General features: G+C 74.4%; 27 protein-coding genes and 7 pseudogenes. 26 read left to right on the top strand and 8 right to left on the bottom strand.

Annotated features, from left to right (window positions below; all coding sequences use genetic code 11):
• Positions 1-867: 867 nt before the first annotated feature.
• Positions 868-1,104 (top strand): annotated as a pseudogene (locus tag QQK22_RS19300) (IPT/TIG domain-containing protein); the annotation flags it as partial.
• Positions 1,105-1,140: 36 nt separating this feature from the next.
• Positions 1,141-1,431, top strand: a complete 291-nt coding sequence (locus tag QQK22_RS09605; protein WP_284250717.1) for a hypothetical protein — start codon at positions 1,141-1,143, stop codon at positions 1,429-1,431.
• Between the two features lie 72 nt (positions 1,432-1,503).
• Here QQK22_RS09605 and QQK22_RS09600 read toward each other — a convergent pair whose 3' ends face one another.
• The gene (locus QQK22_RS09600) at positions 1,504-1,926 is read right to left on the bottom strand and encodes a TIGR03618 family F420-dependent PPOX class oxidoreductase (protein WP_284250716.1); all 423 of its coding nucleotides are present in this window, start codon (positions 1,924-1,926) and stop codon (positions 1,504-1,506) included.
• Between the two features lie 122 nt (positions 1,927-2,048).
• Between QQK22_RS09600 and QQK22_RS09595 the strand changes: the two genes are divergently transcribed.
• The 14 genes and pseudogenes from QQK22_RS09595 (at position 2,049) to QQK22_RS09530 (ending at position 10,897) form a co-directional block, all read left to right on the top strand.
• A complete protein-coding gene (locus tag QQK22_RS09595; RefSeq protein ID WP_284250715.1) occupies positions 2,049-2,558 on the top strand; it encodes an Asp23/Gls24 family envelope stress response protein in 510 nt (169 codons plus the stop codon).
• Positions 2,559-2,576: 18 nt separating this feature from the next.
• Complete coding sequence (locus QQK22_RS09590) at positions 2,577-2,951, top strand: Asp23/Gls24 family envelope stress response protein (RefSeq protein ID WP_284250714.1); 375 nt, start codon at positions 2,577-2,579, stop codon at positions 2,949-2,951.
• Positions 2,952-2,962: 11 nt separating this feature from the next.
• Positions 2,963-3,142, top strand: coding sequence for a hypothetical protein (locus tag QQK22_RS09585; RefSeq protein ID WP_284250713.1), 180 nt, complete (start codon positions 2,963-2,965; stop codon positions 3,140-3,142).
• Positions 3,135-3,296 carry a hypothetical protein gene (locus QQK22_RS09580; protein WP_284250712.1) on the top strand — a complete coding sequence of 54 codons (162 nt, stop codon included), beginning with the start codon at positions 3,135-3,137 and terminating at the stop codon, positions 3,294-3,296. The genes QQK22_RS09585 and QQK22_RS09580 overlap by 8 nt, the downstream gene beginning before the upstream one ends.
• Positions 3,293-3,493, top strand: a complete 201-nt coding sequence (locus QQK22_RS09575) for a hypothetical protein (protein WP_284250711.1) — start codon at positions 3,293-3,295, stop codon at positions 3,491-3,493. Before QQK22_RS09580 ends, QQK22_RS09575 begins: the two co-directional genes overlap by 4 nt.
• On the top strand, positions 3,490-4,101 hold the full coding sequence (locus QQK22_RS09570) for a hypothetical protein (RefSeq protein ID WP_284250710.1): 612 nt from the start codon (positions 3,490-3,492) through the stop codon (positions 4,099-4,101). Before QQK22_RS09575 ends, QQK22_RS09570 begins: the two co-directional genes overlap by 4 nt.
• Positions 4,094-4,633 (top strand): hypothetical protein, encoded by a 540-nt coding sequence (locus QQK22_RS09565; protein ID WP_284250709.1) that lies wholly within the window; start codon positions 4,094-4,096, stop codon positions 4,631-4,633. Before QQK22_RS09570 ends, QQK22_RS09565 begins: the two co-directional genes overlap by 8 nt.
• Before the next feature lie 122 nt (positions 4,634-4,755).
• Positions 4,756-5,070, top strand: a complete 315-nt coding sequence (locus QQK22_RS09560; protein ID WP_284252659.1) for a DMT family transporter — start codon at positions 4,756-4,758, stop codon at positions 5,068-5,070.
• Entirely contained in the window at positions 5,070-5,471 is a 402-nt protein-coding gene (locus QQK22_RS09555; RefSeq protein WP_284250708.1) for a DMT family transporter, read from the top strand. The genes QQK22_RS09560 and QQK22_RS09555 overlap by 1 nt, the downstream gene beginning before the upstream one ends.
• A gap of 274 nt (positions 5,472-5,745) precedes the next feature.
• Complete coding sequence (locus QQK22_RS09550) at positions 5,746-6,027, top strand: HU family DNA-binding protein (RefSeq protein ID WP_284250707.1); 282 nt, start codon at positions 5,746-5,748, stop codon at positions 6,025-6,027.
• A 126-nt stretch (positions 6,028-6,153) separates the two neighbouring features.
• Positions 6,154-6,962: pseudogene (locus tag QQK22_RS09545) on the top strand (ABC transporter ATP-binding protein).
• A complete protein-coding gene (locus QQK22_RS09540) occupies positions 6,938-8,575 on the top strand; it encodes a hypothetical protein (protein WP_284250706.1) in 1,638 nt (545 codons plus the stop codon). Before QQK22_RS09545 ends, QQK22_RS09540 begins: the two are co-directional and overlap by 25 nt.
• Positions 8,576-8,645: 70 nt before the next feature.
• On the top strand, positions 8,646-8,999 hold the full coding sequence (locus QQK22_RS09535; protein WP_284250705.1) for a DUF3039 domain-containing protein: 354 nt from the start codon (positions 8,646-8,648) through the stop codon (positions 8,997-8,999).
• 71 nt (positions 9,000-9,070) lie between these two features.
• Entirely contained in the window at positions 9,071-10,897 is a 1,827-nt protein-coding gene (locus tag QQK22_RS09530) for a DEAD/DEAH box helicase (protein WP_284252657.1), read from the top strand.
• Positions 10,898-10,948: 51 nt separating this feature from the next.
• Here QQK22_RS09530 and QQK22_RS09525 read toward each other — a convergent pair whose 3' ends face one another.
• The 5 genes and pseudogenes from QQK22_RS09525 to QQK22_RS09505 all read right to left on the bottom strand — a co-directional run bounded on the left by QQK22_RS09525 (position 10,949) and on the right by QQK22_RS09505 (position 16,362).
• Positions 10,949-11,902 (bottom strand): hypothetical protein, encoded by a 954-nt coding sequence (locus tag QQK22_RS09525; RefSeq protein ID WP_284250703.1) that lies wholly within the window; start codon positions 11,900-11,902, stop codon positions 10,949-10,951.
• A gap of 114 nt (positions 11,903-12,016) precedes the next feature.
• Complete coding sequence (locus tag QQK22_RS09520; RefSeq protein WP_284250702.1) at positions 12,017-13,396, bottom strand: nicotinate phosphoribosyltransferase; 1,380 nt, start codon at positions 13,394-13,396, stop codon at positions 12,017-12,019.
• 54 nt (positions 13,397-13,450) lie between these two features.
• A complete protein-coding gene (locus tag QQK22_RS09515; RefSeq protein WP_284252655.1) occupies positions 13,451-14,656 on the bottom strand; it encodes an alpha-hydroxy acid oxidase in 1,206 nt (401 codons plus the stop codon).
• Positions 14,657-14,750: 94 nt separating this feature from the next.
• Positions 14,751-15,505, bottom strand: a pseudogene (locus tag QQK22_RS09510) (SDR family NAD(P)-dependent oxidoreductase).
• The gene (locus QQK22_RS09505) at positions 15,502-16,362 is read right to left on the bottom strand and encodes a fumarylacetoacetate hydrolase family protein (protein WP_284250701.1); all 861 of its coding nucleotides are present in this window, start codon (positions 16,360-16,362) and stop codon (positions 15,502-15,504) included. Before QQK22_RS09505 ends, QQK22_RS09510 begins: the two are co-directional and overlap by 4 nt.
• Before the next feature lie 158 nt (positions 16,363-16,520).
• On the opposite strand from QQK22_RS09505, the pseudogene QQK22_RS09500 reads away from it, so the two are divergent.
• The 6 genes and pseudogenes from QQK22_RS09500 (at position 16,521) to QQK22_RS09475 (ending at position 21,540) form a co-directional block, all read left to right on the top strand.
• A pseudogene (locus tag QQK22_RS09500) lies at positions 16,521-17,808 on the top strand (enolase C-terminal domain-like protein).
• A pseudogene (locus QQK22_RS19295) lies at positions 17,805-17,972 on the top strand (aldo/keto reductase); the annotation flags it as partial. The pseudogenes QQK22_RS09500 and QQK22_RS19295, both read left to right, overlap by 4 nt.
• 110 nt (positions 17,973-18,082) lie before the next feature.
• The gene (locus tag QQK22_RS09495) at positions 18,083-18,763 is read left to right on the top strand and encodes an aldo/keto reductase (RefSeq protein WP_284250700.1); all 681 of its coding nucleotides are present in this window, start codon (positions 18,083-18,085) and stop codon (positions 18,761-18,763) included.
• Between the two features lie 223 nt (positions 18,764-18,986).
• A complete protein-coding gene (locus QQK22_RS18770; protein ID WP_348525640.1) occupies positions 18,987-19,583 on the top strand; it encodes an amidohydrolase family protein in 597 nt (198 codons plus the stop codon).
• The gene (locus QQK22_RS09480; protein ID WP_284250696.1) at positions 19,583-20,035 is read left to right on the top strand and encodes an RbsD/FucU family protein; all 453 of its coding nucleotides are present in this window, start codon (positions 19,583-19,585) and stop codon (positions 20,033-20,035) included. The genes QQK22_RS18770 and QQK22_RS09480 overlap by 1 nt, the downstream gene beginning before the upstream one ends.
• Positions 20,032-21,540, top strand: a complete 1,509-nt coding sequence (locus QQK22_RS09475) for a sugar ABC transporter ATP-binding protein (protein WP_284250695.1) — start codon at positions 20,032-20,034, stop codon at positions 21,538-21,540. The genes QQK22_RS09480 and QQK22_RS09475 overlap by 4 nt, the downstream gene beginning before the upstream one ends.
• Here the strand turns inward: QQK22_RS09475 and QQK22_RS09470 are convergent.
• Entirely contained in the window at positions 21,527-21,718 is a 192-nt protein-coding gene (locus QQK22_RS09470; RefSeq protein ID WP_284250694.1) for a hypothetical protein, read from the bottom strand. The genes QQK22_RS09475 and QQK22_RS09470 overlap by 14 nt on opposite strands.
• A gap of 119 nt (positions 21,719-21,837) precedes the next feature.
• On the opposite strand from QQK22_RS09470, the gene QQK22_RS09465 reads away from it, so the two are divergent.
• Positions 21,838-22,440 carry an ABC transporter permease gene (locus QQK22_RS09465; protein ID WP_284250693.1) on the top strand — a complete coding sequence of 201 codons (603 nt, stop codon included), beginning with the start codon at positions 21,838-21,840 and terminating at the stop codon, positions 22,438-22,440.
• Positions 22,441-22,630: 190 nt separating this feature from the next.
• Positions 22,631-23,605 carry an ABC transporter substrate-binding protein gene (locus QQK22_RS09460; RefSeq protein WP_284250692.1) on the top strand — a complete coding sequence of 325 codons (975 nt, stop codon included), beginning with the start codon at positions 22,631-22,633 and terminating at the stop codon, positions 23,603-23,605.
• A gap of 183 nt (positions 23,606-23,788) precedes the next feature.
• Here the strand turns inward: QQK22_RS09460 and QQK22_RS09455 are convergent.
• A pseudogene (locus QQK22_RS09455) lies at positions 23,789-24,328 on the bottom strand (FadR/GntR family transcriptional regulator); the annotation flags it as partial.
• A 113-nt stretch (positions 24,329-24,441) separates the two neighbouring features.
• Here QQK22_RS09455 and clpS point away from each other — a divergent pair.
• Both clpS and QQK22_RS09445 read left to right on the top strand, forming a co-directional pair.
• Positions 24,442-24,741 carry an ATP-dependent Clp protease adapter ClpS gene (gene clpS / locus QQK22_RS09450; RefSeq protein WP_431310150.1) on the top strand — a complete coding sequence of 100 codons (300 nt, stop codon included), beginning with the start codon at positions 24,442-24,444 and terminating at the stop codon, positions 24,739-24,741.
• Positions 24,741-25,354, top strand: a pseudogene (locus tag QQK22_RS09445) (DUF2017 family protein). Before clpS ends, QQK22_RS09445 begins: the two are co-directional and overlap by 1 nt.
• The last annotated feature ends 49 nt before the right edge of the window (positions 25,355-25,403 follow it).

Raw genomic sequence — 25,403 nt, 5'->3', positions numbered from 1 at the left:
GTCGTCGGACGACAACGTGCTCGGTTTCGGGATGCACACCTGGGGCGACGACCACGGCTGGGCCCAGGGCCAGTTCTTCGAGTCGATGGCGTACGGTCCCCGCGCCGCCACCGCGGAGCGCAGCTGGAACCTCGAGCCGGGGGAGCGCGACTTCGCGAGCTTCACGGGGGAGCTGCTCCCGCGGGTGGGACCGGCACCGTTCTACGTCGGCGAGGTCGAGCCGACGGCGACGACGGACGCACGTCCCGTGCACGCCTGGCAGTTCGCCGAGGCCTCGTTCCCTCCCGGTCTCCACGACGCGCACGGTCCGAACCACCGCAGGGCACTGGTGGAGACGTGTGGTCTCAGCGGCATGACGAAGCTGAACGCGGCACCGGCCCGGACGACCGACCCCGACCAGGGTCCGGTGCAGGGCGGGACGTTCTGGTTCCTGGGGGCACCGGACCTCACCGGCGACTGGTCGTTCAGCGCCACGCTGCGGCGTGACGACGCCCAGGTGCGCCGGCTCCTCGGAAGCATGGCCGGCTACCCCGCGCTCCGGCCGGACGGGAGCATCGCCGGCCTGCCCGACGGCAGTCTGACGCTCGGCCCGGACGGTCTGACCGTGGTCGGTCCGGGTGGTGAGCACCTGCTCGGCGCGAGCATCCCGACGGGCGCCTGGGTGGACCTGACCGTGACGCACGGCGACGCGGGGCTGACGCTCTACGTCGACGGCGCACCCGTCGCGTCCGTCGACGCCGCTGTGTCCCTGCCGCAGAGCAGGATCGGCGACACCGGTCTCACCTGGGCGGACGCCCGGGTCTACGCGCAGGAGCTGAGCGGCGACGAGGTCCGGGAGCAGCACGAGAACGGTGCCCCCGAGCCCGCGTGCCAGCCCGCCGTGGCTCCCGTCGACGCCCCGCTGCCGGGTTTCGGCGTCCTGCCCCCGAGGTGGCCGCGCCGGTCGATGGCCACGGGCCGACGGCGGGCGGGACCGAGCTCACGATCGTCGGCCGTTCCCTCACCGCGGTCACGACCGTCTCGTTCGGCGGCGTGGCCGCGAGCGAGTTCGAGGTGGTGGACGATCGCACGCTCCGGGTCGTCAGCCCGCCGGGCGTCGCAGGTGGGGCGTCCGTCACGCTGGCCCACCCCGACGGCACGGTGACGGCGGGCACCTTCACCTACCTGGCCGACGACGCGGCGCCGCCGAGCGACCCGCCCACGCCCGAGCCGACCGGGTCGGAGCCCCCGTCCGACGAGCCGAGCGACCCCGCTCCGACCGTCACGGCCACGTCGCCGGGAGCGGCACCCGGCGAGCAGCCGACGCACCGGGGCGGTGGCGGGCTCGCCGCGACGGGTGCGACCGCTCCCGTCATCCTCGCGCTGGTCGCCGCCGTGCTCACCGCGGCCGGGGTGATGCTGAGGCGGCGGGTGCGCGCCGGTCGCTCGTGAGGTGAGGTAGCGCCGCCACGGTGGTGGCCCGGCCCGGGGACGGGGCGGGCCACCACCGTGCTCGGGCCGGTGTCAGCGCAGTGCCGAGCCGGTGACCACGAGCCCGCGCGAGCCCATGATCCGCGAGGGCACGAGCTCGATCGCCACGCGCTGGGGATTCGGCTGCGGTTGCCGGTAGCGCCGGGCGTAGAGGTCGACGGCGAGCGCGACCGAGTCCGCGTCACGCACCACCCGGGCGTGCCCGGCGAAGCTGAGCCACTGCGGTCCGGCGACCTGTGCCACGGTCGCGAGCGGATCGCGCTCGATGTTGCGGACCTTCTGGCTGCCCTCGCGCGTGATCACCCGGACGACGCCGCCGTGCCAGGTGAAGCCCACGGCGACGACGTGCAGGAGGCCGGTCGGCCCCAGCGTCGAGAGCGTCGCGAGGTGCCGCTCGGTCACCGAGGCGAGGCCGTCGGCGGTGAGCCGCGGTGCGGCGGGGGAGTGCTCGTCCATGGTCGCTCCGGGCGCTCGTCGGGATCTCCTCCCAACCTATCCGGACGGTCGCGCGCTCACGGTCGTAGGGTGAGTCTCGAACGGCCCGGAGCGTCCCGGACCGCAGGGGAACGGAGACCGGCATGAGCGAGTCCACCAGCAGCGCCGCGGACGGAGCGGGCACCGAGGCCGCGTCCGCCCGCACGACGACGTCGACACCCGCGGCGTCGACGCCGCCGTCGGCCCTCGCCTCCAGCGGCGGGACCACGACGATCGCCGAGGGCGTCGTCAGCAAGATCGCGGGCCTCGCGGCGCGTGACGTCGCCGGCGTCCACGCCGTCGGGGGAGGCGGTGCGGCGCGCGCTCTCAGCTCGCTGCGGGAGCGTATCCCGGGCGGCACCACGAACTTCTCGCAGGGCGTCCGCGTCGAGGTGGGGGCCGAGGAGGCCGCCGTCGACCTCGAGATCGTCGCGGAGTACGGCGTCCCGATCGCCGACGTCGCGCACCAGGTGCGCCGGTCCGTCGTCAGCGCGATCGAGCGCATGACGGGTCTGCGCGTGATCGAGGTCAACATCGCCGTCGGCGACGTCCACCTGCCCGAGGACGACGCGTCCTCGCCCGACGGGGCCGAGGCCGGCCCCCGCGTCCGCTGACGCGACGGGCCCGGACCCGTGACGACCGACCACGGTGACCTCGCGGAGCTCGTCCGCGCGGTCACCCTGGGCGTCGACGGCGTGCTCGACCTCGCGGGCGGGGTCGGGGAGGAGATCGCGGCGCTGCTGCCCGGCGGACGCGTCGCTGGCGTCCGGCTGGAGGACGGCGCGGCGGTGGTCCGCATCGTCGCCGCCTACGACACCGACCTGCGCGCGCTGGCCGCGCGGGTGCGGCGCGAGGTGCTCGAGCTGAGCCCCGCGACCCTGCACCGGGTGGACGTCCTCGTCGACGACGTCCGCCGCCCGGACCTGCCGCCCGACCCCACCCCCGAGGTGACCACCACCCGGCTCGTCCCGGTCCCGCCCGCGCCCGCGGCGCGCCGGCCACGATGAAGGAGCACCCCATGGACCTCACGCGCACCGGCCTGTTCGCCGGACTCCTCCTCGCGATCGCCGCGGCGATCGGTGGCTTCGGCGCCTTCCTGCTCGCCCTCGTGCTCGGTGCGCTCGGGATGGCGGTCGGCGCCGTGATCGAGGGCAGGCTCGACCTCTCGCAGCTGATCGGGAGCAGACGACGTGGGTGAGGAGTCCGCTCTCGATCTGCCCGCCCGCGATCTGCCCGGCCGGACCGACGTCGCCGACCGCGTGCTGGAGCGGCTCGCCCGGGGGCGGCACGCCGCGCGAGCCACGCCACGCCCGGGCGGCTGCTGGGTGACGGCCTGCCCGTCGTCGACGTGAGCCTCTCGGGTGGTCACGCCCGCGTCCGGGCCCGTGTGGCCGGTGCGTGGCCCGCACCGGCGTCGGCGACGGCGAGCGCCGCGGCCGCGGCGATCCGGCACGCCCTCGAGGACTGGGGCGGGGTGACGGTCGACGCCGTGGACGTCCTGGTGGCCGAGGTCGTCGTGCCCGCCGCGACCTCGGGGAGCGGGCGGTGACGCCCGCCGCCCCCTCGGGGCGGCCACCGATCGTCACGGCGCCGCCGTCCGGCGCCGGGGGTGCCCTGCGCACCCTCGCCGTGCTGGGGGCTCTCGTGACGGCCGCCGTCGGCGTCCTTCTCGTGCAGCAGGCGCTGGTCGGCGTCGGGCTCGTGGGTGGCGAGGGCTGGGTGGCCTCGGCCCTGGCGTGGCTCGAGGCCCAGGCCGGGGTGACGGTGATCGTGCTGGGAGCCGTGGTCCTCGCCGTCGGCGTCCTGGTGCTGCGCGCCGCGAGCGTCGCCGGCCGGCGGCACGCGAGCGAGGTCGCGGGCGAGGGCGGACTCGTCGCGGAGGACGTCGACGTCGCGCGGCTGGCCTCCGCGGCCGCGTCGCGGGCGAACGGTGCGCTCGGCGCGAGCTCGCTCGCCTCGCCGACGCGGGTCGACGTCGTGGTGACCTCGACCGGTGACCCCCGGGTGCCGGCGCGCGCCGAGACCGAGGTGGTGCGCGTGCTGACCGCGATCGGTGTCGACCGCGGCGTCGAGGTCCGGGCCGACGGCGCATCGCGACGCACCGCCGCACGTCCCGGACCGAGCACCGCCGAGTCGGGGGAGGACCCCGATGCGTAGGGACCGCAGCGCGGTGGGGCGCAACCGGACCGGTCTGGTGCTGCTCGGCGTCGTCGGCGTTCTCCTGGGGGCCGCGATCCTCGTCCCCGCCGCCGTGCCCGCGCTGGGCTGGACGCTCGGCGACGCCGCGCGCGCCGTCGCCCGCTGGCCCTGGTGGCCGGCGGCCGCCGGCGCGGTCGGGGTGGCGGCGGTCGTGACGGCCGCCGCGTGGCTGGTCGCCCAGCGGCCGGGTGCACCCCTGCGGCGGCTCGGGCTCGGTGTCACCGACGACGGCGACCGGCTCGCGCTGGACCCGGCCGCCGCCGTCCGCACGGCCAACGCCGTCCTGGCCGAGCACCACGACGTCGTCGCGGCGCGGCTGACCCTCGTGCACCGCCGCGGCGCGCTCGAGGTGGGCGGCGCCGTCGTGCTCGACGCCGACGGCGTGATCGACCTCGCGGCCGCGCGCGTGCGCGAGGTCGTCGCCGACCTCGGCACCGTGCTGGAGCTGCCGCAGGTGCGCTCGCGGGTGCGCCTGGAGGTGCGCCGGTGAGGTGTGAGACGCTGGTAGCAGCGCACGGATGCGCGAGCGGACGAGGGAGCTGTACCCGCACCTGACAAGACGGCCAGCGAAGGATCGTCATGTCCCAGCAGTCACTCGTCTCCGGCATCGGCCTGCACTGGCCGATCCTCATCGCCTCGGGGGTCCTCGAGGCCGTGTGGGTCGCGGCGCTCGCGGCCAGTCACCGCTTCCGGCGCCCCGTGCCCTCGATCGTCTTCGTCGTGGCGCTCGCGCTGTCCATGGCCGGGCTCGCCCACGCCATGACCGCGATCCCCACCGGCACCGCCTACGCGGTGTGGGTCGGGATCGGTGCCGTGCTGGCGGTGGTGTGGAGCATGGTCACAGGTGCGGAGCGCGTCACCCGCGCCCGGGTGCTCCTCCTGCTCGGTCTCGTGCTGTGCGTGGTCGGCCTGAAGGTGGTCTCCTGATGTCGGCCGCGACGTCGGCCGCACCGGGGTCCCGGTCCGCACGCACGGCCTGGACCGTGCTGCTGGTGAGCGCCGTGCTCGAGGCGGTGTGGGCCACGGCGCTCGGCCTCTCCGCCGGTTTCACGCTGCTGGCGCCGACGGTCGTCTTCGGCGTCGCCCTGGCCCTGTCGATGGTGGGTCTGGCGATCGCCATGCGGGCCATCCCGATGGGAACGGCGTACGCGGTCTGGGTCGGCGTGGGCGCCGCGCTGACCGTCACGTGGGCGATGCTGACCGGCGTGGAGAGCGCGTCCCCGGCGAAGGTGGCGCTCCTGGTCGGGATCGTGGGGTGCGTCGTCGGGCTCAAGCTCGTGGCCCCGGCACCGCCGGCACAGGAGGACCGGGGCGGATCCGCCGCGTGACACGCCGTACCGCGTCGATTTTCTCGCCTCGTGCGACCGCTGTCGGGACGGCGGCGTGCGGAGCCGGTCCCTCCGCGGCGTCGGTGCAGGTCACAGCCACGCGGGTTGAGGGTTGCCTGAAGGTCACGGCGAGGTCACGACGGCCCCGCCGGAGCGCACCGATCGCGCTCGACGCGCCCGAAAACGGCGTGTTCGTGCGGATCCCACCCGCACAGCGCGTAGTGTCTTCCAGCGATAGCGCGCACCGAGCGCGCGACGACAGAAGGGGAAACCTGTGACCGTCAACCGCACCGACCTCGTGACCGCCATCGCCGAGAAGGCGTCGCTCACCAAGAAGCAGGCCGACGACGCTCTCGCCGCCTTCCAGGAGGTCCTCATCGAGAACCTCGGCAAGGGTGAGGCCGTCAAGGTGACCGGCCTCCTCGCCGCCGAGCGCGTCGAGCGCGCCGCCCGCACGGGCCGCAACCCGCGCACGGGCGAGGAGATCTCGATCCCCGCCGGCTACGGCGTCAAGCTCACCGCGGGCAGCACCCTGAAGGCCGCCGTCGGCAAGTGACGACGCCCCGGCCCGGTCGCTGACCGGGCCGACGACGAGGGGACGGATCCGTCAGGGTCCGTCCCCTCGTCGTCTCCGGGGCACGCGAGAAGGACGCGGCGGCCTCCCGTCTGCGAGGGTGGAGACATGGACGTCACCGCCGCCCCGCCCACGCCGCCCGGTGCCGCCGTCGGCGCGGCCGTCCCTGCCCTGCGGACGTGGGGCCTGTTCAAACGTTTCGGTGCCAAGGTCGCCGTGCAGCAGTTCGAGCTGACCATCCCTGCGGGCTCCTACTACGGCGTCGTCGGGCCCAACGGCGCGGGCAAGACCACCACGCTCAGCATGGCCACCGGACTCCTCGCGCCCGACGCCGGGACGGCCTACGTCCACGGCGTCGACGTCTGGAAGGACCCCCACGCGGCCAAGCGCCGGCTCGGCATCCTGCCCGACGGCTTCCGCCTCTTCGACCGCCTCACCGGCGCCGAGCTCGTGACCTACGCCGGCCTCCTGCGGGGGATGGACCCCGCCGTCGTCGCGCAGCGCACCGACGACCTCCTGGGCGTCCTCGGTCTCGCCGACGACGCGGGCAAGCTCGTCGCGGACTACTCGGCGGGCATGACCAAGAAGATCGGGCTCGCCACCGCGCTCGTGCACGCCCCCAGCGTCCTGGTGCTGGACGAGCCCTTCGAGTCCGTGGACCCCGTCTCGGCCTCCCACATCCGCGCGCTCCTGGCGGACTTCGTCGCCAGCGGCGGGACCGTGGTGCTCTCGAGCCACGTGATGGAGCTCGTCGAGCGGCTGTGCTCCCACGTCGCCGTCATCCACGAGGGAGCCCTCGTCGCCTCGGGCACCCTCGCGGAGGTCGGCGGCGGCAACCTCGAGCAGCGGTTCGCCGAGCTGGTCGGCGCCACGGAGCAGACGGGGGCCTGGCGTGGTTGCGACCCTCGCACGACTGAGGTTCCGGCTCCTGCGCAACACCCTGCTGCGGGAGAAGTGGCGCATCGTCCTGCTCGTGCTGGGCGCGCTGTACGGACTCGGCCTCCTCGCGCTGGGCGTCGTCGGGATGATCGCGCTGAACGTCGTCGACCCCGGGATCCGCACGACGGCGCTCGTGCTGGCCGGCTCGCTGCTCGTGCTCGGGTGGACCGTCGTGCCGGTGCTCGCCTTCGGGCTCGACAGCACCCTCGACCCGCAGCGCTTCGCGGTCTACCTCGAACCCGACCGGCGCTTCGCCCTGGGCCTGCTCGTGGCCGGTGCCGTGTCCATCCCGGGCATCGTCACGGCGGCGCTGGCGCTGCTGTCGGCCTTCGCGTGGATCAGCACCTCCGGCGTGGGGGCGAGCGTGCTGGCCGTCGCCGTCGCGCTCGTCTGTGGCGCGCTCGGTGCGCTGCTGTGCTTCCTGCTGGCCCGGGTCACCACGACGGCGGCGGCCGGGGCGATGCGCGGGCGCCGGGGTCGCGACCTCGCCGGCCTGGTGGCCGGGGCCCTGGTGCTCGTGCTCGCCCTGACGCCGTCGCTCCTGCAGAGCTTCGACCTCGGCACGATCTCCTTCGACGCGGTCGCGGACGTGCTCGCCTGGACCCCGTTCGGGGCGCCGTGGGCGATCCCGGCCGACGTCCTGGCGGGCGCGTGGGGTCCGGCGCTCGCGCGGCTCGCGATCGTGCTCGCGGTGATCGCGCTCGCGCTGCCGCTGTACCAGCGTCTCCTCGTGCGCTCCATGACGACGGTCGGCTCCGGCGGCCCGTCGGGCGCCACGCGCAGCACACGACTGCCCGTGGTCGGCCGGCTCGTGGCGCGCGGCGTGACCCCGGGTGCGGCGGCCGTGGCCGGCCGGTCGCTGCGGTACTGGCGGGGCGATCCGCGGTACCTCGTGCAGCTCTTCTCGGTCGTGTTCCTCCCCCTGGTCCCGATCGTCATGGCGCTCCTCGTCTCCAACCAGGAGTTCGGGCCGGACCGTGACGTCGCGCTCGGCTGGGCCCTGCTGCTGGTCGGACCGCTCGTGGCGTGGGTGGGCGCGTGGGCGATCCACGACGACGTCGCCTACGACTCGACCGCGTTCTGGATGCACGTGGCCGCGGACGTCCGCGGCATCGACGACCGGTGGGGCCGCGCCCTCGCGGTGCTGGTGTGGCTCGCGCCGCTCGCGCTCGTGCTGTCGGTGGTGACGCCCCTGGTGGGGGGACGGGCCGAGCTGCTGCCCGCCGTCGTCGGTCTCACCCTCTGCCTGCTCGGCACGGCGACCGGGGTCTCGGGCGTGTTCAGCGCCGCGGTGCCCTATCCCGCGCCCCCGCCGGGCAGCAACCCGATGTCGAACCAGACCGGGGCGATGGGCGCGACGTTCGCGGCCCAGCTGGGATCGTTCGCCGCCCTGGGCGTGCTGGCCCTGCCGGCGGGGCTGACCCTGATCCCCGTCTTCGCGGTGGACCCCGCGTGGGCGTGGCTCACGCTGCTCGTGGGCGCCGCGACCGGCGTGGTGGTGGGTGTCCTGGGCCTGCGGTACGGTGGCCGCCTGCTCGACCGCCGCGCTGTGCGACTTCTCACGACGATCCGTTCCTGGCCGAAGCACTGACGGGGATCGTCCGGGGGACGAGCCGGCCACCCGCCCGCGGGTGTCGGAGGTGCCCCGTAGACTCGCGGGCATGAGTGAGCCCCTGCCGCCGAGCGCCCCGGGTGCCCCGCAGGCGCCGTCCGGTCCCGCCACGCAGGGGGGCACGGGCACGCTGGAGCGCACGGAGGAGCGCCAGGCCACCCAGCCCGGTGACAACGAGCGCTACGCGCACTACGTCCCGAAGGACCGCATCCTCGCCTCGGCGATGTCCGGTGAGCCCGTGATCGCGCTGTGCGGGAAGATCTGGCTCCCCACGCGCGACCCCAGCCGGTTCCCGGTGTGCCCGGCGTGCAAGGAGATCTACGCCGGCATGCACGGCGAGGGCGGGGACGCCGGCGGTTCCGGTGGGTCGGGCTCGGGCGGCTCCGGCGGACAGGACGCGTGAGCGCCTCCGGGCGCCGGAGCGACACGAGCGGGCAGGCGGGGCCGGGCGACGAGCCCGACCTCTTCGCCGCGCTGACCACACCGCCGGCGCCGGCCCAGCTCCCGACGCAACCCTCGCCGTCGGCCGCCGAGCACCTCTCGCCCGCCTTCCCTGCGCGGGCCGCGTGGGGGACCGCCGGCAACCTGCGGGCCTGGCAGGCCGCGGCGCTCGAGATCTACGGCGAGCGCAACCCGCGTGACTTCCTCGCCGTCGCCACCCCCGGCGCCGGCAAGACGACGTTCGCGCTCCGCGTCGCGACCGAGCTGCTCGCCCGGCGCATCGTCACGCGCATCGCGGTGGTCGCTCCGACCGAGCACCTCAAGACGCAGTGGGCCGACGCCGCGGCCCGCGTCGGCATCGCGATCGACCCGACCTTCCGCAACGCCCAGCAGCGCCACGGTTCCCACTTCAACGGCGTCGCGCTGACCTACGCCCAGGTCGGCGCGAACCCGGAGCTGCACCGGGCGCGCACGAAGGCGGCGCCGACGCTGGTCATCCTCGACGAGGTCCACCACGCCGGCGACGCCCTCACCTGGGGCGACGGCGTGCGCCACGCGTTCGAGCTCGCCGAGCGCCGGCTCTCGCTCACCGGGACACCGTTCCGCTCCGACACCGCGCCGATCCCGTTCATCAGCTACGAACCGGACGCCCACGGCATCCGCCGCTCCAGCGCCGACTACACCTACGGCTACGGGGACGCGCTGCGCGACGGCGTCGTGCGACCCGTGATGTTTCTGGCCTACTCCGGTCAGATGCGCTGGCGCACGAGCGCGGGTGACGAGGTCAGCGCGCGCCTGGGCGAACCGCTGACGAAGGACATGATCGGCCAGGCGTGGCGCACCGCGCTCGCGCCCGACGGCGAGTGGATCCCCGCCGTCCTCAAGGCCGCCGACACGCGGCTGTCGCAGGTGCGGCGGACCGTGCCCGACGCCGGCGGCCTCGTCATCGCCACCGACCAGACGAAGGCGCGCGCCTACGCCGCCCAGCTGCGCACGATCACGGGGGAGCCCGCCGTCGTGGTCCTGTCCGACGACGACGGTGCGTCCCGGAACATCGAGGACTTCGCGGCCGGGCGGCAGCGCTGGATGGTCGCGGTGCGCATGGTGTCCGAGGGTGTGGACGTGCCGCGGCTCGCCGTCGGCGTCTACGCGACCGCGACGGCGACGCCGCTGTTCTTCGCGCAGGCCGTCGGCCGGTTCGTGCGCGCGCGACGGCGCGGGGAGACCGCCTCGGTCTTCCTCCCCAGCGTGCCGGTCCTGCTCGGGCTCGCGGGCGAGCTCGAGGTCGAGCGCGACCACGCGCTGGACCGTCCCACGAAGGAGACCGGCGCCGAGGGCGAGATGCTCGACGACGCGGCGCTGGCCGAGGCGAACCGCGCCGAGAAGGCCTCGAGCGACCTCGACGGCCCCGGCTTCCAGGCGCTGGAGGCGCAGGCCTCGTTCGACCACGTCCTGTTCGACGGCGGCCAGTTCGGCACCGGGGGCGACATCGGGGGCGAGGTCGAGTCCGACTTCCTGGCGATCCCGGGCCTCATGGAGACCGACGAGATGGCCACGGCGCTGCGTGCGCGTCAGGCGGTGCACCTGCGCGCCGGGCACGGAAGGGCTGCGGCTGGTGCGGCCGGCGGCGCGACGCCGGAGCGCGCGCCCGACGTCGTCGACCACCGCGAGCTGACGAAGCTGCGCAAGGAGCTGAACCAGCTCGTCTCGGCCTGGGCCCGGCGCTCGAGCACGCCGCACGGCGTCGTCCACTCGCGCCTGCGGCAGCACTCGGGCGGTCCGGAGGTCCCGCAGGCGAACGCCGACCAGCTGCGCGCACGGATCGCCCGCGTGCGCGACTGGTTCGTCGGGAAGCCCTGAGTCGGCCCCTGGCCCGGTGCCGGCCCCAGCCGGCGATGCCCGTCACCCCGCTCAGGCGGTGCGGTCGAGCAGCTCCTCCCACGCGCGGTGCGCGGCGACCGGGTGGTGCCCCACCAGGGTGATCAGCACCAGCGCGGTGCCCTCGGCGTCGAACAGCTCGACGGCGGAGGTGGGCCCGTGGGGGCCGGTGGCGCGCGAGATCCACATGCGGTGCACGGCGGTCGTGGAGACGGCGAGCACGGCGGGCCCGGAGCGCAGGCGCAGGGTCCGCCCCGCGCGCCCGATGGCCTCGATGCGGCCCGTGTGGCTCTGCTGCAGGCCGGAGGTGACCACGAACGTCGGGCGCAGGCCGAGCTCGGCGACGCCGGCGAGCAGCTGCTCGAGCCCGGCGACCTCGACCGGGCGGGCGTGCTCGCCGTCGTGACCCATGAGCGCCCGCAGCCGCGCGCCGCGGCGGTCGGTGAGGTGGCTGTCGACGAGGTCGATCTGGTCGGCGCACCCGGGCGGCGACGCCACGGGCGGGACGAGGCGGACGGGCGCGTCGTCGCCCGCGGCGGACGGCGACGGCGGGCCGAGGGAGTCCAGCACACGCAGGTCCTCCGGCGCCCCCAGTCGCGCCTGGTGCAGACGCCGGCCGCTCGGGTCGAAGAGGTCGACGCTCGCCGCCGCCGGCTGGGTGAGGTGCACCGACGGGCCGGGGTCGACGGCGAGCGCCGTCGCCACGACGCCGGGCGCGGCGCGCAGCACCGTGCCGGAGGTGAGGAGGGCGCCGCCCACGGTCGTCGGCGCCGCATACGGGCTGCGGGAGGCCAGGGCCGCGCCGTGCCCGCTCGTCACGGCCGTCGCGCCGTCGAGGAGCTGGAGGTGGTCGACGAGGTCGGCCAGGCGGGTCGTCAGCGGGCGGCAGGGTCCGGGGGCGAGGTCGGTGAGGACCTGGAGGTCGCTGACGCCGCGTCGGCCGCAGGCCGGGACCGGGCCACCGTCGCACCCGCAGCCGTCCGTCATCGTGCCCACCTCGTCCCACCGTCGTCGTCTCGTCGTGGGCGGTCGGACGACCGGCCCGCGATCGAGTGTAGCGGGGGAGGTTAGGTGGCCCTTACCGGCGTCCGGCGATCGGGATCAGACCGTGACGACCTCCGTCGGGAGCGCGGCCTCGCCGGCCGAGAGGCGGAGCGCGGCGCGCGGGAGCTCGGCGATCGAGGACGCGTGGCGCTCCGCGGCCCTCCGGACGCCCTCGGGGCCGGTGAAGGCGTGGTCGATCTCGCCGTCGGTCACGAGCGCGACGTGCAGCGGGCGCAGCTCCGCGACCTCGGCGATCTGGTCGAGCGCCGGCAGGTCGGCGTCGGGCGAGAGCACGACGACCTCCTCGGTCGCGAGCCCGTTCTCGATGCGGCGGCCGGCGACCTTGCGGCCACCCACGCTGTTCTTGCCGCCCGCGGAGGCCTTGGCGACGGCGTGCATCGCGCCGTCGGACCCCTCGCGCAGCACGAGCTTGTAGACCATGCCGCACGTGGGCGCCCCGGACCCGGTCACCACGGAGGTGCCGACGCCGTAGGAGTCGACGGGGGCGACGGCGAGCGCCGCGATCGCGTACTCGTCCAGGTCGGAGGACACCACGATCCGCGTGCCCGTGGCGCCGAGCCCGTCCAGCTGGTCGCGCACCTCGCGCGCGAGGTTGGGCAGGTCACCCGAGTCCAGACGGACGGCACCCAGCGCCGTCCCCGCGGCGTCGACCGCCGTGATCACGCCCTGCTCGACGTCGTAGGTGTCCACGAGCAGCGTCGTGCCCGGGCCCGCCGAGGCGACCTGGGACAGGAACGCGGAGCGCTCGTCGTCGTGCAGCAGCGTGAACGCGTGGGCGGCGGTGCCGATCGTCGGCAGCTCGTAGCGCCGTCCGGCCGCCAGGTTGGAGGTGCCGGAGAAGCCGGCGACGACGGCGGCGCGCGCCGCGGCGACCGCCGCGAGCTCGTGCGCCCGGCGCGAGCCCATCTCGAGGCAGGGTCGGGTGCCGGCCGCGACGGTCATGCGCGAGGCCGCCGCGGCGATCGCCGAGTCGTGGTTGAGGATCGAGAGCGCGAGGGTCTCGAGGATCACGCCGTCGACGAACGAGGCCTCGACCACCAGGAGCGGCGAACCCGGGAAGTACAGCTCACCCTCGGCGTAGCCGGAGATGCTGCCGGTGAAGCGGTAGTCCGCGAGGTACTCGAGCGTGCGCTCGCCGACGATCTCGCATCCGCGCAGGTAGGCGATCTCCTCCTGCCCGAAGCGGAAGTCCGCGAGGGCCTCCAGCAGCCGTCCCGTGCCGGCGACGACGCCGTAGCGGCGCCCGGCGGGAAGCCGACGCGCGAAGACCTCGAAGACGCACGGGCGGTGCGCGGTGCCGTCGGCGAGCGCCGCGTCGATCATCGTGAGCTCGTAGCGGTCGGTGAGCAGGGCCGTGCTGGCGGTGCTGGCGGTGCTGGCGGTGCTGGGAGAGGTCGGGAGGCCGGGAGGGGTCATGCCGCGAGGGTAGTCGGCGGGGCGGCAGCGGCCGGGGATCGGGTGCCGCCCGTCTCACTCCCGACGGCGGGGCGCGAGCCGCTCCAGCTGCGTCACGTGCTGCGGCCCGAGCTCCTCCAGGCTCGCCACGCCGAGCAGCCGCATGGTGCGGGCGATCTCGGAGGTGAGGATGTCGAGCGCCCGGTCGACGCCGGCCCGGCCGCCCGCCATGAGGCCGTACAGGTAGGCCCGTCCGACCATGGTGGAGCGCGCGCCGAGCGCCACCGCGGCCACGACGTCGGTGCCGGACATGATCCCGGTGTCCAGGTGGACCTCGAGGTCGGAGCCCACCTCGCGCGCGACCTCCGGCAGCAGCAGGAACGGCACGGGCGCACGGTCCAGCTGGCGCCCGCCGTGGTTGGACAGCGTGATCGCGTCGACGCCGAGGTCGGCCAGGCGCCTCGCGTCCGCGAGCGACTGCACACCCTTGACCACGATCCGACCGCCCCACGCCTCGCGCACCTCAGCGAGGGCCGCCTCGTCCACCCCGGGGTCGAACATCGCGTCCAGCAGCTCCCCGACGGTGCCCTCCCAGGAGGAGATCGCGGCGAACTCCAGCGCCGGGGTGGTCAGGAAGTTCCACCACCAGCCGACCTTCGGCGCCGCGTCCAGGAAGGTCGCGGGGGTCAGCTGCGGCGGGAACTGCATGCCGTTGCGCTTGTCGCGGTGGCGCGCCCCGGCGACGGGCGTGTCCACGGTGATGTGCAGCGTGTCGTACCCCGCCGCCCGCGCCCGCTCGACCAGCTCGAGCGAGCGGTCGCGCTCCTTCATCATGTACAGCTGCATCCACAGGCGCCCGTGCGGGACGGCGGCGCGCACGTCCTCGATCGAGGTCGTCCCGAGGGTCGACAGCGTGAACGGGATGCCGTGCGCGGCGGCCGACGGCGCTCCGGCCAGCTCGCCCTCGGCGTGCATCAGCCGGGTGAAACCGGTGGGGGCGACGGCGAGCGGGTACGCGCTGGGCGCCCCGAGGACGTCCCACCCCGTCGAGACCGTGGTGACGTCGCGCAGCACGCTCGGGTGCAGCTCGACGTCGCGGAACGCCTGCCGCGCCCGGGCGAGGCCGACCTCGTCCTCGGCTGCGCCGTCGGTGTAGTCGAAGGGGCCCTTCGGCGTGCGACGTCGCGCGATCTCGCGCAGGTCGCCGATCGTCTGCGCCCGCTCCAGCCGCGCGCGCACGGGACCGCGCAGGGGTCGCAGCCGCAGCGTCTGCCGCAGCATCGTCAGTGAGGGTGCCTGTCTTCGCACCGCGTCCTCCTCGTCGCTCTCGCCGGCCCGCTCCACCGTTCGGGGGTGGGTCCGGTCGGTCCAGGTCTCAGGATCGGGGTCGCACCCGCAGCGCGTCCATCCCGCCGTCGACGGCGAGCGTCACCCCCGTCAGCGATCCGGCACGCGGACTCGCCAGCGAGGCGACCGCGTGCGCGACCTCCTGGGGGAGACCAGGCGGCCGTGCGGCTGCCTCGCCTCGAGGGCGGCCCGCTCGGCCTCCGGATCGGCGGCGCGCTCCAGCAGCCGCCCGATCCAGGGTGTGTTGGCCGTCCCCGGGGAGACCGCGTTGACGCGGATGCCCTCGCCCACGTGGTCGGCCGCCATGGCGCGAGTGAGGGACAGGACGGCCCCCTTGGTCGCGGAGTAGAGGGCCCGCTGCGGCAGCCCGGCCGTGGCCGCGATCGAGGAGGTGTTGACGATCGCGGCGCACGAGGAGGCCCGCAGCAGGTCGAGCGCGGCCCGGCTGACGCGGACGAGCCCCAGGACGTTCACGTCCCAGACGCGGTGCCACTCCGCGTCGTCGTTCGCGGTGACATCGCCCTGGGCGCCGACACCCGCGTTGTTGACGAGCACGTCGAGCCGGCCGAAGCGGTCCCGCACCTCCTCGATCGCGGCGCGGACGGAGGCGTCGTCCGTCACGTCGGTCACGACACCGTGGTGGTCGCGACCCGGACGGAGATCCAGGACGACGACGCTCGCGCCGTCCTCGGCCAGGCGGTCGGCGATCGCCGCGCCCAGGCCGCTGCCGCCTCCCGTGACGACGGCGACCAGGCCGTCGAGGTCGCCGCCCGTCGTGTTCATCGGACGTCCCGGGCGCCGGGCGCCACGAGCGCGTGGCGCTGGCGGCCGAGTCCGTCGATCTCGATCTCGACGACGTCGCCCGGAGCCAGGTACGGGAACCGGCCCGAGAGGGCGACACCCTCCGGCGTTCCCGTCAGGACGAGATCGCCGGGCTCCAGCGCCATGTAGTGCGACAGCTCGCGCAGGACGGTCGGGACGTCGAAGATGAGGTCCGCCGTGGTGGAGTCCTGCCGTGGCTCCCCGTTGACCCGGCTGCGGAGCCGCAGGCGGCCGGGGTCGATCTCGTCGGCCGGCACCAGCCACGGGCCCGTCGGGGTGAAGCCGGGTCCGCACTTGCCCTTCGACCACTGACCGCCGGACTCCTCGAGCTGCCACGCACGCTCGGAGAGGTCGTCGGCGACCGTGTAGCCGGCGACGGCGGCGAGCGCCGCCTCGTCCGAGTCCAGCTCGTAGGCGTGCGAACCGATCACGACGGCGAGCTCGACCTCCCAGTCGGTGCGCGTGGAGCGGGCGGGGATCACGACGTCGTCGAAGGCGCCGACGACGGTGTTCGGGTGCTTGAGGAAGACGACCGGCCGCTCCGGGGGAGCGCTGCCGGACTCGGCGGCGTGCGCGGCGTAGTTCATCCCGATGCAGACGACGGCCGAGGGCCGGGCGATCGGTGCGCCGATGCGGACCCCGTCGAGCGGGACCTCCGGCAGTCCGGCGGCGAGGGCCTCGCGGACGCGGGCGATCCCGTCCGCCGCGAGGAAGCGGCCGTCGAGATCCGGGGTGAGCCCCGACAGGTCGTGGGCCCTGCCGTCGACGACGACGACCGGTCGCTCCTGTCCGACGTCACCGATCCGTGCCAGTCGCATGACTACCTCCGTGGTCGTGGTGGGGTCGCGGCGGGTCAGAACATCGGAGGTCTGCTCCGCGGCGTCGGGACCATCGTGCCACAAGGTGGTCCCCACAGGCGCCCGGAACGTGCAAAGATCAGATGTCTCGCACCACCGTCGTCGCGAAGGACCCACCCATGAGCGTCATCACCCGCCTCGAGCTCGCCGACGTCCGCTTCCCCACCTCGCGGACCCTGGACGGGTCGGACGCGATGAACCTCGACCCCGACTACTCTGCGGCGTACGTCCGCATCGTCACCGACGCGGCGGACGGGCTGACCGGGGACGCGTTCGTGTTCACGATCGGCCGGGGCAACGACGTGCAGCTCGCCGCGATCGGCGCCCTCGAGGGTCACCTCGTGGGGCGCGACGTGGAGGCGCTGCTGTCGGACATGGGGGAGGCCAGCAGGCTGCTGCTGCACGATTCGCAGCTGCGCTGGCTCGGCCCCGAGAAGGGGTCATGCACATGGCGATCGGCGCCGTCGTCAACGCGCTGTGGGACCTGCGCGCCAAGCGGGCGGGCCTGCCGCTGTGGCAGCTCCTGGGCCGGCTCGACCCGCGAGAGATCGTCGACCTGGTCGACTGGCGCTACCTCTCGGACGCCCTCACGCCGCTGGAGGCGCTCGAGATCCTCGAGCGTGCCGCACCCGGTCGGGCGGAGCGCGAGGCCTGGCTGCTCGAGCACGGCTACCCCGGGTACACGACGACCCGGGCTGGCTCGGGTACGACGACGAGAAGCTCGCACGTCTCTGCCGCGAGGCGCTGGCGGACGGCTTCACCCAGATCAAGCTCAAGGTCGGTGGCGACCTGGCCGACGACGTGCGCCGCCTCGGGATCGCGCGCGAGGTCTGCGGTCCCGAGTTCCCGATCGCGATCGACGCGAACCAGCGCTGGGACGTCGCGGACGCCATCGACTGGGTGGGCGAGCTCTCGTTCGCCCGGCCGCACTGGGTCGAGGAGCCCACCAGCCCCGACGACGTGCTCGCCCACGCGGCCATCGCGCGCGGCATCGCGCCCATCCCCGTGGCGACCGGGGAGCACTCGCAGAACCGCGTGATCGTCAAGCAGCTGCTCCAGGCCGAGGCGATCGGGTACCTGCAGATCGACGCGACCCGCGTGGGCGGGGTCAACGAGAACGTCGCGCACCTGCTGCTCGCGGCCAAGTTCGGCGTCCCGGTCTGCCCGCACGCGGGTGGCGTGGGCCTGTGCGAGGCGGTGCAGCACCTGTCGATGTTCGACTTCGTCGCCGTCTCCGGCACCGTCGAGGGCCGCGTCATCGAGTACGTCGACCACCTCCACGAGCACTTCGTCACGCCCGTGGAGATCCGCGGCGGCTGCTACGTCGCCCCGACGGCGCCGGGGGCGGGGACGCAGATGCTCGACGCCTCGATCGCGCGGTTCTCCCACGCCGGGGTGCCCTCGTGAGCGCCGGCCTCGCCCTCGGCGCGGCCTCCCTGGGCAATCTCTACCGGGAGGTCTCGGACGAGCGCGCCCGCGCCACCCTCAAGGCCGCGTGGGCGGCGGGCCTGCGGCACTTCGACGTCGCGCCGCACTACGGCCTCGGCCTCGGCCTCGCCGAGCGCAGGCTCGGAGAGTTCCTGGCGACCCGTCCGCGCGAGGAGTACGAGCTCTCGACGAAGGTCGGTCGGCTGCTGGTGCCGCAGGGGGCACCGGTGACGACCTCGCGAACGGTTTCGCCGTGCCCGACACCCACCGCCGCGAGTGGCGGGCCGATCCCGCCGCCGTCCGTCGCAGCCTCGAGGAGTCCCTCGAGCGGCTCGGGCTCGACCGCGTCGACACCCTCTACCTGCACGATCCGGACGAGTCCGGACTCGAGCTGGCGGGTGCGGTCCGGCAAGGGCTGGAGAGCCTGGCCGAGCTGCGCGAGGACGGCCTCGTGACGCGCATCGGCGTCGGTTCGAAGTCCGAGGAGGCGCTGGCGCTGGCGGTCGACGGCGACGTCCGCATCGACGAGGTCATGTGCTCGGGCCGCTGGACGCTCGCCGACCGCGAGGCGTCGCGCCGCGTCCTCCCGGCCGCCCTCGAGCGGGGTGTCGACGTCGTCGCCGTCTCGGTGTACTCCTCGGGCCTGCTGGCGCGAGCGCGCCCCACCCCGGACCTCCGCGACGAGTACGGCCCGGTCCGACCCGAGCGGCTCGCGCTCGCCCACGCGCTCGCCGACGTCGCGGAGCGCCACGGCACCGACCTCCCCACGCTGGCTCTCCAGTTCCCGGGCCGGCACCCCGCCGTCGTCGCCGTCGCGTTCGGGACGGGGACGCCGGAGCACGTCGGACAGAGCGTGGCGCGCTGGGACGTGGACGTCGCGCCCGAGGCCTGGGTCGAGGTCGAGGACGTCGTCGCGGCGGGAGGTGCGTCATGATCGACACCCACCTGCACGCCTGGGAGCGCAGCCGCAGCACGTACGCCTGGATGGAGCCGGAGTCGCCCCTCGCTCGGGACGTGCCGGGTGACGAGGCGGTCGCGGCCTCCCGTGCCGCGGGCTTCGACACCCAGGTGCTCGTGCAGTCCGACGACACGGTGGGTGACACCGAGCACCTCCTCGAGGTGGCGGCTCGGCACCCGTCGGTCCTCGGGGTGGTCGCCTGGGTGCCCCTCGCGCGAGCCGATCGTGCGCGGGAGCTGCTCGACCGCTGGAGCGAGGGCGACGGCGTCGTCGTCGGCGTCCGCTCCCTCGTCCACGTCGACCCGGACCCGGCGCTGCTCGAGGCACCCGGAACGGCCGAGACGCTCGGGGTGCTCGCGGCGCGGGGACTGCCCCTGGACGTGCCCGACGCCTGGCCCCACCACGTGGACCAGGTGCAGCGCATCGCCGGGACCGACGGCCTGACCGTCGTGCTGGACCACCTCGGCAAGCCCCCGCGGACGCGCAGGACAGGGACGCGTGGGCGCGGGCGCTGCACGAGGTCGCCGCCGCGCCGGGCACCGTCGCCAAGGTGTCGGGGCTCCACCACGCCGGGAGCCCGCTCACCGGCGATGCGCTCGCCCTCGTGTGGGACGAGGCGCTCGCGGCGTTCGGACCGGACCGTCTGATGCTCGGCTCCGACTGGCCGATGACGCAGCAGGCGGGTGGGTCGTCGGGGGTCCCCGAGGTGCTTGCGCTGGTCCGGACCCTGAGCGAGCACGAGCGCGCCGCGATCGAGCGCGGGACGGCCGAGCGGGTGTACGGGGGAGGACGCTGATGCTGCACGGGATCCACCCCGCCCTCTCGGGTGACCTGCTGCGCGCGCTGGACCACCTGGGTCACGGGGAGACGCTGCTGGTCTGCGACGGCAACTACCCGGCGCACGCCCGAGGCGAACTCGTCCTCGACGTCGCGCTCGACGCGCCGGTCGTGGTCGGTGCCGTGCGCACGCTGGTCCCTCTCGACACCTACGAGGGTCCCGCGGTCCACCTCATGGGTGCCGTCGCCGGCGACGACGAGCCCCACGAGGTGCGCCGCGCTCTCCTGCGGGCCGTCGCCGCCCCGCGGAACCGGGTCGAGGCCCTCGAGCGGCACGCGTTCTACGACCTCGCGGCCACGGCGCGTCTCGTGGTGCGGACGGCCGAGACCCGCCCCTACGGCAACCTGCTGATGCGCAAGGGCGTCGTCAGTCCCACCGCCGCTCTCGACACGGGAAGGGGTCCTGCATGAGTGCACCACTCATCCGCATGACCGGCGTCACGAAGGGCTTTCCGGGCGTCGTCGCGCTCGACGACGTCGACCTCGAGCTCGCCCCGGGGGAGCGCCTCGCGCTCGTCGGCGAGAACGGCGCCGGCAAGTCGACGCTGATGAAGCTCCTCAGCGGCATCCACGCGCCGGACGCCGGAACGATCGAGATCGACGGCGCGCCCGTGGTCATCTCGGGTCCGGCGCACGCCAAGGAGCTCGGGATCAGCATCATCCACCAGGAGCTCGGCCTGGTCGGCGACCTGACCGTGGCGGAGAACATCGTCCTGGGACGGGAACCGCGACGCGGGCCGCTGCTGAGCGCCCGGGCGACGATCGACGTCGCCACCGAGCTCCTCGACCGGCTCGGGATGGTGCTCGACCCGCGCGCGCTGGTGCGCGACCTCACCGTCGGGAAGCAGCAGATGGTGGAGATCGCCAAGGCGCTCTCGGTGGACGCGCGCGTGCTCGTGCTCGACGAGCCGACGGCGGCGCTGAACGAGGCCGAGGTGCAGGCGCTGTTCTCCCTCATCGACCGCTTCGTCACGCCGACGACGGGTGTCATCTACATCTCCCACCGCATGGACGAGCTGCCGGTCGTCGCGGACCGCATCAGCGTGCTGCGCGACGGTCGCAACGCCGGCGAGCGCGACGCCCGGACCACGCCGATGCGCGAGATCGTCTCCCTGATGGTGGGGCGCGAGATCGCCGTCGACGTGCGGCCGGCGCCCGCCGAGGTCGGTGACGTGGTGCTCGAGGTGCAGGGCCTCAGCTCCCGCCACCCGCTGCACGAGGTGTCCTTCACGCTGCGCGCCGGCGAGATCCTCGGCTTCGCCGGACTCATGGGGGCCGGCCGCACGGAGCTCGCCCGGGCGATCGTCGGCGCGGACCCGATCACGGCCGGCACGGTCCTGGTGCGCGGCCGTCCGCACCGCATCTCGAGCCCGGCCGTCGCCGCGCGGCTGGGCATCGGCTACCTCTCGGAGGACCGCAAGCGCTACGGCGCCCTGCTGGAGCAGACGGTCGCGGACAACATCGCGCTGTCCTCGCTCGAGAGGTTCACGCGAGGAGGCCTGGTGCGTGGCCGGGCGATCGAGCGGGTCGCGACGGACCTCGTCGCCCGCCTGCGCATCCGCACCCCCGGCGTGCGCCAGCTGGTGCGCAACCTCTCGGGCGGCAACCAGCAGAAGGTGATCGTCGCGAAGTGGATCCACCGCGACTGCGACATCCTCATCTTCGACGAGCCGACCCGGGGGATCGACGTCGGCGCGAAGGACGAGATCTACCGCCTGCTCGAGGAGCTGGCCGCCGCCGGCAAGGCCGTCGTGGTCATCTCGAGCGAGCTGCCCGAGGTGCTGCGGCTCTCGCACCGCATCGCCGTCATGGCCGAGGGCCGCATCGCCGCCGTCCTCGACAACTCCGAAGCGACCCAGGAGACGATCATGGAGCACGCCACCCGATTCCACGAGACCGCGGTCACCGGCGCATGAGCACCGCGCCCGGCGCCACCACCGCGCCCGCACCGACCGGTCCTCGCACGTCCGCGCTCGCGGCGTTCGCCCGGGGCAGGCTGCAGCAGCTGCTCGCGTTCGCCAGCCTCATCGTGATCGTCGCGGTCTTCTCGGTGCTCAGCCCGAACTTCCTGTCCGTCTCCAACCTGACGGGCATCCTCGTGTCGTCCGTGACCATCGGCCTGCTCGCGCTCGGAACGACGGGCGTCATCATCACCGGGGGGATCGACCTGTCCATCGGGACGGCGATGATCCTGTGCGGCGTGATGTGCGGGGGTGTTCCTCGTCGGCTGGGGGTGGCCGCTGGTCGCGGGCATCCTCGGCGCCGTCCTGGTCGGGGCGCTCATCGGATTCGTGAACGGCGCCGTCGTGTCCTACCTGCGCATCCCGCCGTTCATCGCCACGCTGGCCATGATGCTCGTGACGATCGGTGCGGCGCTGATCATCTCGAACACGACGCCGATCCGGTTCGCCGGGGTCGACGGGTTCCAGGCCCTGGCCACCACGTCGCTGATCCCCGGGGCCCGCGTGCCCCTCAGCGTGCTCCTCCTGCTCGTGATGGCGGTCGTCGCCGGCGTCGTCCTGGCACGGACCCGGCTCGGGCGCTACGCGTACGCGATCGGGTCGAACGAGGAGGCCACGCGGCTGTCCGGGATCGACGTGCGGCGCTGGAAGCTCGCGATCTACACGTTCTCCGGGGTGTTCGTCGGCCTGGCCGGCGTGCTCGCCGCCTCGCGGCTGAACTCGGCCCAGCCCACCGGCGGCCAGGGCCTGGAGCTCGAGGCGATCGCCGCCGTCGTGATCGGTGGCACCTCGCTGTCCGGGGGCGCGGCACCATCACCGGCACCGCCATCGGCATCCTCATCATGTCGGTGCTGACCAACGGGCTGCGGATCATCCAGGTGCCGCAGGAGTGGCAGTCCATCGCCGTCGGCGTGGTGATCCTCGTGGCCGTCTACATCGACATCGTCCGCAAGCGGTCGTGACCCGAAGGCCGTCCCGCCGCGCGCCTCGAGCGCCCCGAACCTCGCCCACCCACCCATCCGCACGCCAACGAAGGAGTTCCACCGTGCACCGCATCCTCCGCTCCACCACGGCGCTGAGCGCCGCCGCCCTGCTCGCCCTCGCCGCGTGCTCCACCGACGGTGGCGGGTCCGGCGGCGGGTCCGCCGACGGCGACTCGTTGGAGATCGCGATCGTCTCCAAGGGTTTCCAGCACCAGTTCTGGCAGGCCGTCAACACCGGTGCCCAGCAGGCGGCCGAGGAGCTGGGCGTCACGATCACGTTCGAGGGACCCGACACCGAGACCGACGTCGAGCAGCAGATCCAGATGCTGCAGACCGCGATCGACCGGGGTCCCGACGCCGTCGGCTTCGCCGCGCTCGACAGCGCCGCGGCCGAGCCCCTGCTGCTGCAGGCCCAGGACGCGGGCATCCCGGTCGTGGCCTTCGACTCCGGGGTCGACAGCGACGTGCCGGTCACGACGGCGGCCACCGACAACTACGCGGCGGCCGAGGCCGCCGCGGAGAAGATGTCGGAGCTCATCGGCGGCACGGGGAAGATCACGGTGATCGCCCACGACCAGACGTCCTCGACCGGCACCCAGCGGCGTGACGGGTTCGTGGACTGGATCGAGGAGAACGCCCCCGGCATCGAGATCGTCGACACGCAGTACGGCGGCGATCCGGCCGACGCCGCCGACATCGCGACCGCGATGTTCGAGAGCCACCCGGACCTCGCCGGCATCTACGGGACCAACGAGGGCGTGGCCACGGGCGTCGTGAACGCCGCGAGCACGGCGGGCGCGCAGGGCGTCACGATCATCGGCTTCGACTCCGGGGCCGCGCAGGTCGAGGCGATCCGCTCGGGCCTGCAGGCCGGTGCCATCACCCAGGACCCGATCGGTATCGGGTACGAGACCGTCAAGGCGGCCGTCGCGGCGGTGAACGGGGAGGACCTGCCCCCCACGATCGACACCGGCTTCTACTGGTACGACGCCACCAACATCGACGACGAGGAGATCCAGGCCGTCCTGTACGAGTGAGGCCGCCCTCGGACGGTCACCCGCCCGCCGCGCCCTCCGCGCCGGCCCCGCGCACCGGGGTCGTGCCGGGGGCGCGGCGGCGTCGTCGTCCTCGAGGCGCTCCTCCATCCACTGCGCGACGCCGCGCACGTGCACGGTCATCAGCGCGGCGGCGAGCTCGGCGTCGCGGGCCGCGATCGCCTGGGCGATCTGCCGGTGCTCGCGCAGCGTGCGGCCCACCGCGTCGTCCTGCGTGATGCCGCGCCAGATGCGTGCCCGCACGGTGTGGCTGGAGACGGTGTCCAGGAGCGTGGCGAGGTAGCCGTTCCCGCTCGCGGCGGCGATGGCGCCGTGGAACCGCAGGTCGTGCGCGACGAGGTCCTCGATCTCGTGCGTGCTCTCCACGCCGGCCAGCGCGGCGTCGATCCGCGTGAGGTCGTGCTCCGTGGCGCGCGACGCGGCGGCGCGAGCCGTCGCCGTCTCCAGCACGGCGCGGACCTCGAACACCTCGAGGACGGCGCGGCTCTGGTGGAAGTCGAGCACGAACGCCATGGTCTCGAGCAGGAGGTGCGGTTCCAGGCTGGTCACGTAGGTCCCGTCGCCCCGCCGCACGTCCAGCACACGCATCGCCACGAGCACCTTGATCGCCTCGCGCAGCGAGCTGCGGGACAGGCCGAGCCGCTCGCTCAGCTCGTGCTCGGGTGCGAGCCGGTCGCCGGGGGCGAGCTCGCCGCTCTGGATCATGGCCTTGATCTGGCCGATCGCGTCGTCGGTGAGAGCCATGCCCCGATGCTAGTGCGCGACGTCCCGCACCGCCGAGCCACCCCTGGCGCCGGGCCGCGGCCTACTGTGGAGGCATGTCCGCCCCCGTCCTCCCGCAGACGTGGGAGCAGCCCGCTCCCGTCGAGGAGATGCGTCCCGTGCGGGGGTGGCGCACGGTCGTGTGGGACGACCCCGTCAACCTAATGTCCTACGTCACCTACGTGTTCCAGACCCACTTCGGCTACGACCGTGAGAAGGCCACCTCCCTGATGATGCAGGTGCACCGGGACGGCCGCGCCGTCGTGTCCACCGGCGGTCGCGAGCGCATGGAGGCCGACGTCGAGGCCATGCACACCTACGGCCTGTGGGCCACCCTCGAGGAGCAGCCCGCCTGATGCACGCCTTCCGCCGCACGCGCTCCGGCTACGTGACCCGGATGGACGAGACCGAGCGCTCGATCGTCGCCTCCGTGGTCGGTGACGTGGCCGAGCTGCTCGGGTTCGGCGTCTCCGCCTCCGACCCGCCCGAGGAGGGCGGGTCCGAAGCGACGGACGACGACGGCCTGCCGTCGCTGACCTGGGGCGAGTCGGACGCCGCGTCCGCCCGCGCCCCCTCGACCCCGCCCTGGCGCGGCTGCTCCCGCCCGCGAGCGAGGACGACGGCGTGGCCGCCGAGGTTCGCAGCCTCACCGAGGACGCGGTCCGCAGCGCGAAGGGCGAGCGGCTGCGTCGCGTGTGGTGGGACCTGCGCGGCCGGCACGACGAGATCCGGGTGCCCGACGAGCGGGCCATGGCCTGGGCAGGCGCCCTGACGGACGTCCGCCTCGTGCTGGCGCAGCGCCTCGGCGTGCAGGACTCCGCGGACGCCGAGCGGCTCGAGGAGGTGGCGGCCGCCTCCTCCGACGAGGTCTCCCGAGCGCTCGCGTCGCTCTACCTCGCGCTGTCCTGGCTGCAGGAGTCGTTGATCGAGGCGATGCTCGCCGAGGTGCCGGAGGCTCCGGAGGCCTGAGAAGCCCCTGGTGCGCCCGTCCTCGACGCCGGACGTGACGCACCACGCA

The sequence above is a fragment of the Litorihabitans aurantiacus genome (assembly GCF_030161595.1).
GTDB lineage: Bacteria > Actinomycetota > Actinomycetes > Actinomycetales > Beutenbergiaceae > Litorihabitans > Litorihabitans aurantiacus.
The sequence above is the reverse complement of the archived record's forward strand: the minus strand, read 5'-3'. Positions and strand labels throughout refer to the sequence as shown.

Bases quoted from the DNA above. Each gene is read 5' to 3' on its own strand.
- clpS (WP_431310150.1), top strand. From the start codon at position 24,442: ATGTCCGCCCCCGTCCTCCCGCAGACGTGGGAGCAGCCCGCTCCCGTC.
- QQK22_RS09600 (WP_284250716.1), bottom strand. From the start codon at position 1,926: ATGGACGAGCACTCCCCCGCCGCACCGCGGCTCACCGCCGACGGCCTC.
- QQK22_RS09555 (WP_284250708.1), top strand. From the start codon at position 5,070: ATGTCGGCCGCGACGTCGGCCGCACCGGGGTCCCGGTCCGCACGCACG.
- QQK22_RS09480 (WP_284250696.1), top strand. From the start codon at position 19,583: ATGCTGCACGGGATCCACCCCGCCCTCTCGGGTGACCTGCTGCGCGCG.
- QQK22_RS09525 (WP_284250703.1), bottom strand. From the start codon at position 11,902: ATGACGGACGGCTGCGGGTGCGACGGTGGCCCGGTCCCGGCCTGCGGC.
- QQK22_RS09470 (WP_284250694.1), bottom strand. From the start codon at position 21,718: ATGCCCGTCAGGTTGGAGACGGACAGGAAGTTCGGGCTGAGCACCGAG.
- QQK22_RS09505 (WP_284250701.1), bottom strand. From the start codon at position 16,362: ATGCGACTGGCACGGATCGGTGACGTCGGACAGGAGCGACCGGTCGTC.
- QQK22_RS09565 (WP_284250709.1), top strand. From the start codon at position 4,094: ATGCGTAGGGACCGCAGCGCGGTGGGGCGCAACCGGACCGGTCTGGTG.
- QQK22_RS09515 (WP_284252655.1), bottom strand. From the start codon at position 14,656: ATGCTGCGGCAGACGCTGCGGCTGCGACCCCTGCGCGGTCCCGTGCGC.
- QQK22_RS09475 (WP_284250695.1), top strand. From the start codon at position 20,032: ATGAGTGCACCACTCATCCGCATGACCGGCGTCACGAAGGGCTTTCCG.
- QQK22_RS09595 (WP_284250715.1), top strand. From the start codon at position 2,049: ATGAGCGAGTCCACCAGCAGCGCCGCGGACGGAGCGGGCACCGAGGCC.
- QQK22_RS09585 (WP_284250713.1), top strand. From the start codon at position 2,963: ATGGACCTCACGCGCACCGGCCTGTTCGCCGGACTCCTCCTCGCGATC.
- QQK22_RS09520 (WP_284250702.1), bottom strand. From the start codon at position 13,396: ATGACCCCTCCCGGCCTCCCGACCTCTCCCAGCACCGCCAGCACCGCC.
- QQK22_RS09535 (WP_284250705.1), top strand. From the start codon at position 8,646: ATGAGTGAGCCCCTGCCGCCGAGCGCCCCGGGTGCCCCGCAGGCGCCG.